Origin of the sequence: Micromonospora sp. NPDC005298 (assembly GCF_040607375.1) — a bacterium.
Classification (GTDB): domain Bacteria; phylum Actinomycetota; class Actinomycetes; order Mycobacteriales; family Micromonosporaceae; genus Micromonospora.
In genome coordinates, this window is sequence record NZ_JBEXGP010000039.1 from 23,894 (window position 1) to 30,572 (window position 6,679).

The 6,679-nt window shown below is 70.9% G+C and carries 6 protein-coding genes; 5 read left to right on the plus strand and 1 reads right to left on the minus strand.

The features are described from left to right. From ABZS77_RS29375 to ABZS77_RS29390, 4 genes are all read left to right on the plus strand, one after another. The gene (locus ABZS77_RS29375; RefSeq protein ID WP_179780069.1) at positions 1-387 is read left to right on the plus strand and encodes a DUF742 domain-containing protein; all 387 of its coding nucleotides are present in this window, start codon (positions 1-3) and stop codon (positions 385-387) included. Continuing rightward, positions 368-979, plus strand: coding sequence for an ATP/GTP-binding protein (locus tag ABZS77_RS29380; protein WP_354829513.1), 612 nt, complete (start codon positions 368-370; stop codon positions 977-979). The genes ABZS77_RS29375 and ABZS77_RS29380 overlap by 20 nt, the downstream gene beginning before the upstream one ends. 85 nt (positions 980-1,064) lie before the next feature. Then, positions 1,065-1,400, plus strand: a complete 336-nt coding sequence (locus ABZS77_RS29385) for a YciI family protein (RefSeq protein WP_354829514.1) — start codon at positions 1,065-1,067, stop codon at positions 1,398-1,400. A gap of 5 nt (positions 1,401-1,405) precedes the next feature. Further along, a complete protein-coding gene (locus ABZS77_RS29390; protein WP_354829515.1) occupies positions 1,406-2,698 on the plus strand; it encodes a sigma-70 family RNA polymerase sigma factor in 1,293 nt (430 codons plus the stop codon). A gap of 97 nt (positions 2,699-2,795) precedes the next feature. On the opposite strand, the gene ABZS77_RS29395 is transcribed toward ABZS77_RS29390, so the two are convergent. Then, positions 2,796-5,648, minus strand: a complete 2,853-nt coding sequence (locus tag ABZS77_RS29395) for an aconitate hydratase (RefSeq protein ID WP_354829517.1) — start codon at positions 5,646-5,648, stop codon at positions 2,796-2,798. 265 nt (positions 5,649-5,913) lie between these two features. Between ABZS77_RS29395 and ABZS77_RS29400 the strand changes: the two genes are divergently transcribed. Then, positions 5,914-6,570 carry a DedA family protein gene (locus tag ABZS77_RS29400; protein WP_354829518.1) on the plus strand — a complete coding sequence of 219 codons (657 nt, stop codon included), beginning with the start codon at positions 5,914-5,916 and terminating at the stop codon, positions 6,568-6,570. Positions 6,571-6,679: the final 109 nt, after the last annotated feature.

The following is a 6,679-nucleotide window of genomic DNA, read 5'->3' on the forward strand; positions in this document are numbered from 1 at the left end:
ATGACGGTGCAGGGTGAGGCAGCGGACCATCAGTGGGTGGATGACCATGCGGGTCCGGTCGTGCGCCCGTACGCCATGACGCGCGGTCGGGCCCGCCCCGTCACCGGCACGTTCGACCTGATCTCCCTGGTCACCGCGACCCGAGCCGAGGTCACGCCGGAGGTCGGTATCGGCCCGGAACATCTGGCGATCGTCGGGCTGTGCCAACGCATACAGTCCGTCGCCGAGATCGCCGCCCATCTCGACCTGCCGGTGGGCACCATTCGGGTGCTCCTCGGTGATCTGGCGGCCCGCAGCCTGGTGCAGGTACGCGAGCCGCAGACCACGGCCGGTCTTCCCGACAACAGCATCTTCGAGGCGGTTATCAATGGACTACGGGCACTCTGACCGGCCGGCGGGAGCCCCCCCACTGCCCACCGCGATCAAGATCCTGGTGGCAGGTGGGTTCGGCGTGGGTAAGACCACCATGGTCGGCGCGGTGAGCGAGACGCGACCGTTGCGCACCGAGGAGGTGCTGACGGAGTCGGGGGTCGGCATCGACGACCTGTCCGGGGTGGAGGGCAAGACCACCACCACGGTGGCCATGGACTTCGGTCGCATCACCATCAGCGACGACCTGGTGCTGTACCTGTTCGGCACGCCCGGCCAGGACCGGTTCTGGTTCGTCTGGGACGAGTTGGCTCTGGGGGCGATCGGCGCGGTGGTGCTGGCCGACACCCGCAGGCTCGCCGACTGCTTCCCGTCGATCGACTACTTCGAGGGTCGGGGCACGCCGTTCGTGGTCGCGGTGAACTGCTTTGAGGGCGCCCGGACGTACCGGCTCGACGAGGTGCAGACCGCGCTGAACCTGGACCCGGGCGTGCCGGTGCTGCTCTGCGACGCCCGGCAGCGGGAATCCAGCAAGGAGGTGCTCGTCACGCTGATGGAGCACGCCATGAAGACCCGCGAGGCCCGCCGCCGCGCCGCCGGAGGAAACTGACCGGGATTTCCTGAGGGAAGGTGTCCGGAACGCTCCCGCCCGATCGTCATGCTGGCGACACCCCGAGAAACCAGGGAGCGACCAGATGAAGTACATGATGTTCGTTTGCAGCGACACCGAGCCGGACAACGACCCGACGGAACTTCCCGACATCTACAAGTGGGTGGCGGACAACGACACCCGTGGTCGCCGCCTCACCGGCAACGTGCTGGCGCCCACCACCGCGGCCACCACGGTCCGGGTACGCGGCGGTGAGCTGCTCGTTTCCGAGGGGCCGTTCGCGGAGACCGTGGAGGTGATCGTGGGCTTCGACCTGCTCGACTGCGCGGATCTGGACGAGGCGATCGAGGTGGCGCGGACGCACCCGATGGCGCGGGAGGGGCGGCTGGAACTGCGCCCGTTCGCGGACCTGTCCGCCTGACCGGGTTGTCCACACCGCAGCGCCGGCCGGTACGCCCGCCCGCACCGGCGGGCGCGGCGGCCCCCGCACCGGCCGGCGCGGTGGCGGCTGCGGCGGCGCAGGCCGTCGGCGACGCCAGCGTCGAGGCGTACCCCCGGATTGTCGCGACCCTGATCCGGGTGACCGGGGACTGGGCGCTGGCCGAGGACTGCGCCCAGGAGGCGCTGGCCGTCGCCCTGGAGCGCTGGCCAGCCGACGGCGTGCCGGCCAACCCGGGCGGCTGGCTCATGACGGTGGCCCGCAACCGGGCGCTCGACGTGCTGCGACGAGCCACCGTTGAACGCCGCAAGCTGCACGATTTGGCGCTGCTCACGCCGCCCGAGGGGCAGCCCGACCCGGAGATGCCGGAGGACGTGGTGGACGACCGCCTGCGCCTGATCTTCACCTGCTGCCACCCGGCGCTGGCGATCGACGCCCGGGTGGCGCTGACGCTGCGAACCGTCTGCGGCGTCCCGACCGGTGACATCGCACGACTCCTGCTGGTCAACGAGTCGACAATGACCCGACGGCTGACCCGGGCCAGGACCCGCATCGCGCAGGCCGGCATTCCGTACCGGGTGCCCAGCGGGCAGGCGCTGACCGAGCGGCTGCCCGGCGTCCTCGCCGTGCTGTACCTGCTGTTCACCAGGGGCTACGTCGTCGACGGCGAGCCGGCCTTCGCCGACGAGGCGGTCCGGCTGGCCCGGCTGCTCGACCGGTTGATGCCGGAGCAGTCCGAGGTGGCCGCGCTGCTGGCGCTGGTCCTGTTCCAGCACTCCCGCCGCGACGCCCGCCGGGACGCCGCGGGCAACCTGCTCACCCTGCAACGGCAGGATCGCGCACGGTGGGACCGTGCGGCCATCGCCGAGGGCCTGGACGCCCTTTCTCGGGTACGCCACGACGGGCCGTACGCCTGGCAGGCCCGGATCGCCGCCTGCCACGCCACCGCACCGTCCTCCGACGCCACCGACTGGCCGGCGATCGCACAGGCCTACGACGCGCTGATCGGCATCCGGCCCTCACCCGTGATCGCGCTCAACCGCGCTGTCGCACACGGCTACGCGTACGGGCCGTACGCCGGGCTGGGCCTGCTCGACGCGGCGCAGGCCGGGGGAGGGCTGGACGGCAACCCGCTCGCCGTGGCGGTGCGGGCCGATCTGGTCGCCCGGCAGGGTGACCGGCTGCGGGCCGCCGCGCTGTTCCGGGAGGCCGCTGGGATGGCCGGTTCGACGGCCGAGGGCCGTGCGCTACTCGACCGGGCGGATGGCCTCGGTCGCTAGCGTCCGGTCGGTGGAATCGCGGGCGGTGACGAACGGCCCGGAAACGACGCAGGCTCCCTCCCGCCGGGGCGGGAGGGAGCCTGGTGACGTCGGTACGTCAGTTAGCGATCATGCGGCGCAGCACGTACTGCAGGATGCCACCGTGCCGGTAGTAGTCCGCCTCACCGGGGGTGTCGATCCGCACCACCGCGTCGAACTCCACGCCGGTGTCGGTGCTGACCCGCACGGTACGCGGGGTCTCGCCGTCGTTGAGCGCGGTCACACCGGTGATGGTGAACGTCTCCGTGCCGCTCAGACCGAGCGACTCGGCGGTGGTGTCCACCGGGAACTGCAACGGCAGCACACCCATGCCGATCAGGTTCGAACGGTGGATCCGCTCGTACGACTCGGCGATGACCGCCCGGACGCCCAGCAGCATGGTGCCCTTGGCCGCCCAGTCCCGCGACGAGCCCGAGCCGTACTCCTTGCCGGCCAGGATGACCAGCGGGATGCCGGCCTCCTGGTACGCCATCGAGGCGTCGTAGATCGAGGACTGCTCGCCGGTGAGGTGGTTGACGGTGAAGCCGCCCTCCACACCCGGCACCAGCTGGTTGCGCAGCCGGATGTTCGCGAACGTGCCCCGGATCATCACCTCGTGGTTGCCCCGGCGTGAGCCGTACGAGTTGAACTCGTGCCGCGGCACACCGTGCTCGGCCAGGTACGTGCCGGCGGGGGAGTCGGCCTTGATCGAACCGGCCGGCGAGATGTGGTCGGTGGTCACCGAGTCACCCAGCTTGGCCAGCACCCGCGCGTCGGCGATGTCGACGACCGGGCTCGGCTCCTGCTGCATCCCCTCGAAGTACGGGGGCTTACGCACGTAGGTGGAGTCGTCGGCCCAGGCGAAGGTGTCGCCGGTCGGGGTGGGCAGCGACTGCCACCGCTCGTCACCGGCGAACACGTCGGCGTAGGCGGCGCTGAACCCGGTCGCGCCGATCGCCTGGGCGATGACGTCCTGGATCTCGGCGCTGTTCGGCCAGATCTCGCGCAGGAAGACCGGGTTGCCGTCGCTGTCCTCACCGATCGGCTCGTTGGCCAGGTCGATGTCCATCGTGCCGGCCAGGGCGTAGGCGACCACCAGCGGCGGGGACGCCAGGTAGTTCATCTTGACGTCCGGGTTGATCCGGCCCTCGAAGTTCCGGTTGCCCGACAGCACCGACACGACCGACAGGTCGTGCTCGTTGACCGCCGCGGACACCTCCTCGGGCAGCGGGCCCGAGTTGCCGATGCAGGTCGTGCAGCCGTAGCCGACCAGGTTGAAGCCGAGCTTGTCCAGGTACGGCGTGAGGCCGGCCCGCTCGTAGTAGTCCATGACGACCTTGGAGCCCGGCGCCAGGGTGGTCTTCACCCACGGCTTGCGGGTCAGGCCCTTCTCCACGGCGTTGCGGGCCAGCAGGGCCGCCCCGATCATCACCTGCGGGTTGGACGTGTTGGTGCAGGAGGTGATCGCGGCGATCACCACCGCGCCGTGGTCCAGCTCGTACTCGACGCCGTCGGCGCCGGTGACCTGGACCGGGTTGGTGGCCCGGCCACCCGCACCGACCGCCGCGGTCTCCAGGTCGCGCGGCTCGTCGGCCGGGTCGCTGAAGTCGTTGGCGGGCGGGTCGCTGGCCGGGAACGACTCGGCGCTTGCCTCGTCGGCCGGACCGTTGGCGCCGCGCGGCAGCTCCTCGCGGGGCACGCCCGGCTTGAGGTCGCGCTCACCGACGGAGTCGTCGGCGACGTAGTCGGTCAGGGCGGAGCGGAACAGCGTCTTGGCGGCGCCCAGCGGCACCCGGTCCTGCGGGCGCTTCGGGCCGGCGAGCGACGGCTCGATGGAGCCCAGGTCCAGCTCCAGGCGCTCGGAGTACTCCGGCTCGGCGTCCGGGTCGTGCCAGAGGCCCTGCTCCTTGGCGTACGCCTCGACGAGCGCGACCTGCGCGGCGTCCCGGCCGGTCAGCTCCAGGTAGCGGATGGTCTCGGCGTCGATCGGGAAGATCGCCACGGTGGAGCCGTACTCGGGGGACATGTTGCCGATGGTGGCCCGGTTGGCCAGCGGCACGGCGCTCACGCCGGGGCCGTAGAACTCGACGAACTTGCCGACCACGCCGTGCTTGCGCAGCATCTCGGTGATGGTCAGCACCAGGTCGGTGGCGGTGGTGCCGGCGGGCATCTCGCCGGACAGCTTGAAGCCCACCACGCGGGGGATGAGCATGCTGACCGGCTGTCCCAGCATCGCGGCCTCGGCCTCGATGCCGCCGACGCCCCAACCCAGCACGCCCAGGCCGTTGACCATCGTGGTGTGCGAGTCGGTGCCGACCACGGTGTCCGGGTACGCCTGGCCGTTGCGCTCCATGATCGTACGGGCCAGGTACTCGATGTTGACCTGGTGCACGATGCCGGTGCCCGGGGGGACGACCTTGAACTCGTTGAACGCCGTCTGACCCCAGCGCAGGAACTGGTAGCGCTCCTTGTTGCGCTCGTACTCCAGCTCGACGTTGCGGGCGAACGCGTCCTCGCGGCCGAACAGGTCGGCGATCACCGAGTGGTCGATGACCAGCTCGGCGGGGGCGAGGGGGTTGACCTTGGTGGCGTCGCCGCCCAGGTCACGCACCGCCTCGCGCATGGTGGCCAGGTCGACCACGCAGGGCACGCCGGTGAAGTCCTGCATGAGCACCCGCGCCGGGGTGAACTGGATCTCCACGCTCGGGTCGGCGGTGGGATCCCATCCGCCGAGCTGGCGGATGTGGTCGGCGGTGATGTTCGCGCCGTCCTCGGTCCGCAGCAGGTTCTCCAGCAGGACCTTCAGGCTGTACGGCAGCCGGTCGTGGCCGTCCACCTTGTCGATCCTGAAAATCTCGTAGCTCGCGTCTCCGACGCGTAGCTGGGTCTTCGCACCGAAGGTGTCGAGGCTCGCCACGTCGTACTCCTTCACACCAGCGACCGTGAGTAGTCCTGAGCAGTGTGTCGCACCGGTCGGGGCGCCGCCGAGGTTAGGTGACACTTACCGCCGATTCCGCTCTCAACAAAACCGTACGTCCGTCTTGCTAGATGTGCAAGCCAGGGCGGGTTCATCCTTATCCCTAGCCTCCTAGGACGCCCTACGGTGTGTGCGGCCGATCCCGGGCCGCGCCGCGACGGCACGTACGAAAGGTCCGCCGCGGGTAGGGTTCGAGGCCCGGCAGGGGAAGGGGTCCACTGTGTTCGACGTCCAGCACTGGCTCGAGTCCCTGCCACCCATCGCGGTCTACCTGCTCGTCGGCGGAGTGATCGGCGTCGAGAGCATGGGAGTTCCCCTGCCCGGCGAGATCGTCCTGGTCAGCTCCGCCCTGCTCGCCGCCACCGGGGTGGTCGAGCCGGAGTGGGTGGCCACCGCGGCGGCCACCGGCGCGATCGTCGGCGACTCCATCGGGTACGCGGTGGGCCGCCGAGGTGGACGTCCCCTGCTCACCCGGCTGGGCCGGCGCTTCCCCCGCCACCTCGGCCCCGCCCAACTCGTCCGAGCCGAGCAGAGCTTCGCCCGGTACGGCGTGTGGGCGGTCTTCTTCGGCCGGTTCGTGGCGCTGCTGCGGATCCTGGCCGGACCACTCGCCGGGGCACTGCACGTGCCGTACCGCCGCTTCCTGCTCGCCAACGCCGCCGGTGGGCTGGTGTGGGCGTTCGGCACCACCTACCTGCTGTTCAGCGTCGGTCGGGCCGCCGAGCACTGGCTCAAGGACATCTCCTGGGCCGGGCTGGCCCTCGCGGTGCTCGCCGGCCTCGCCAGCACCTGGTGGCTGCGGCGACGGGCCCACCGGATCGAGCCCACCTCGCCGGCCCCCGACGCCGAGCCGGCCCGCGCGGGCAGCGAACTCTGACCCGGTCATGCCGGAAGGGCCGGGCCCCGTGGTGGGGTCCGGCCCTTTCGCGTTTGTGTGTGCTGGTGGTCAGTTGGTGGCGTAGCCGCGGGTGGCGATCCAGTCGGCG

Coding starts and splice junctions, on each gene's coding strand:
- ABZS77_RS29385 (WP_354829514.1), top strand. CDS start 1,065: ATGAAGTACATGATGTTCGTTTGCAGCGACACCGAGCCGGACAACGAC.
- ABZS77_RS29375 (WP_179780069.1), top strand. CDS start 1: ATGACGGTGCAGGGTGAGGCAGCGGACCATCAGTGGGTGGATGACCAT.
- ABZS77_RS29380 (WP_354829513.1), top strand. CDS start 368: ATGGACTACGGGCACTCTGACCGGCCGGCGGGAGCCCCCCCACTGCCC.